This is a genomic window from Vibrio sp. 1249-1, from assembly GCF_033340495.1.
Genome location: NZ_JAWOWJ010000765.1, coordinates 1 through 615, shown reverse-complemented (window position 1 = coordinate 615; position 615 = coordinate 1). Strand labels below are relative to the sequence as shown.

Genomic DNA, 615 nt, shown 5'->3' with positions numbered 1-615 from the left:
CAACTGTGTATATACTTAGTATAAGTACACCCATCAACCAAGGAGGAAGTGATGGCAGTACCACGTCAGCATTCTGATCTCCCTCCTCGCTACGAAGCGAGCGATTTAACGAATGAACAGCGACACCGCTTTACTGAAGTAGCGAACGCGGCGCACAAAAGACGCAAGTTTTACAAACAGGCGATAGAAAAAAGCTTGGTCGGAAAAATGAAGGAGCGAGCTTTTAAGCCAGTGATTGCACCACAACAAGGAAAACCAAGCCGGGCGCGTCAAGCCTTCTGGTTGATCGTGTTTTTAGCGCTTGGGTTGTGGGCGATGCACTTTTTTGCATAATCGGGCGACTCACAGAGGCTTAGCACGCCTCTGTCATCTCAAGCATTGATTCTTGTTGTTTACGCAGCTCACCAGCATGAGAACAATGTTCGTAAAACGCGTACTGATTTTTACCCGTGTGTTTCGCGGCATACATCGCTTTGTCTGCGCAGCGGGTAAGCTCTGATAAATCGTTGGCGTCTTGTTTATAGATTGCGGCTCCTACGCTCATCGTCAGCTCATTATAGGTATCGTAGTTTTGATATCCCTTTGGGAACAAATTAACGATGCGATCCAAAATGC

The 615-nt window shown here is 47.0% G+C and carries 2 protein-coding genes; one reads left to right on the top strand and one right to left on the bottom strand.

Annotated elements, in window-relative coordinates; genetic code table 11:
* Positions 1–51: 51 nt before the first annotated feature.
* A complete protein-coding gene (locus tag R7Z50_RS28800) occupies positions 52–333 on the top strand; it encodes a hypothetical protein (protein WP_318149920.1) in 282 nt (93 codons plus the stop codon).
* A gap of 19 nt (positions 334–352) precedes the next feature.
* On the opposite strand, the gene R7Z50_RS28795 is transcribed toward R7Z50_RS28800, so the two are convergent.
* A partial coding sequence (locus R7Z50_RS28795) for a diguanylate cyclase domain-containing protein (protein WP_318149919.1) occupies positions 353–615 on the bottom strand: 263 nt, incomplete at its 5' end.

Coding starts and splice junctions, on each gene's coding strand:
- R7Z50_RS28800 (WP_318149920.1), top strand. CDS start 52: ATGGCAGTACCACGTCAGCATTCTGATCTCCCTCCTCGCTACGAAGCG.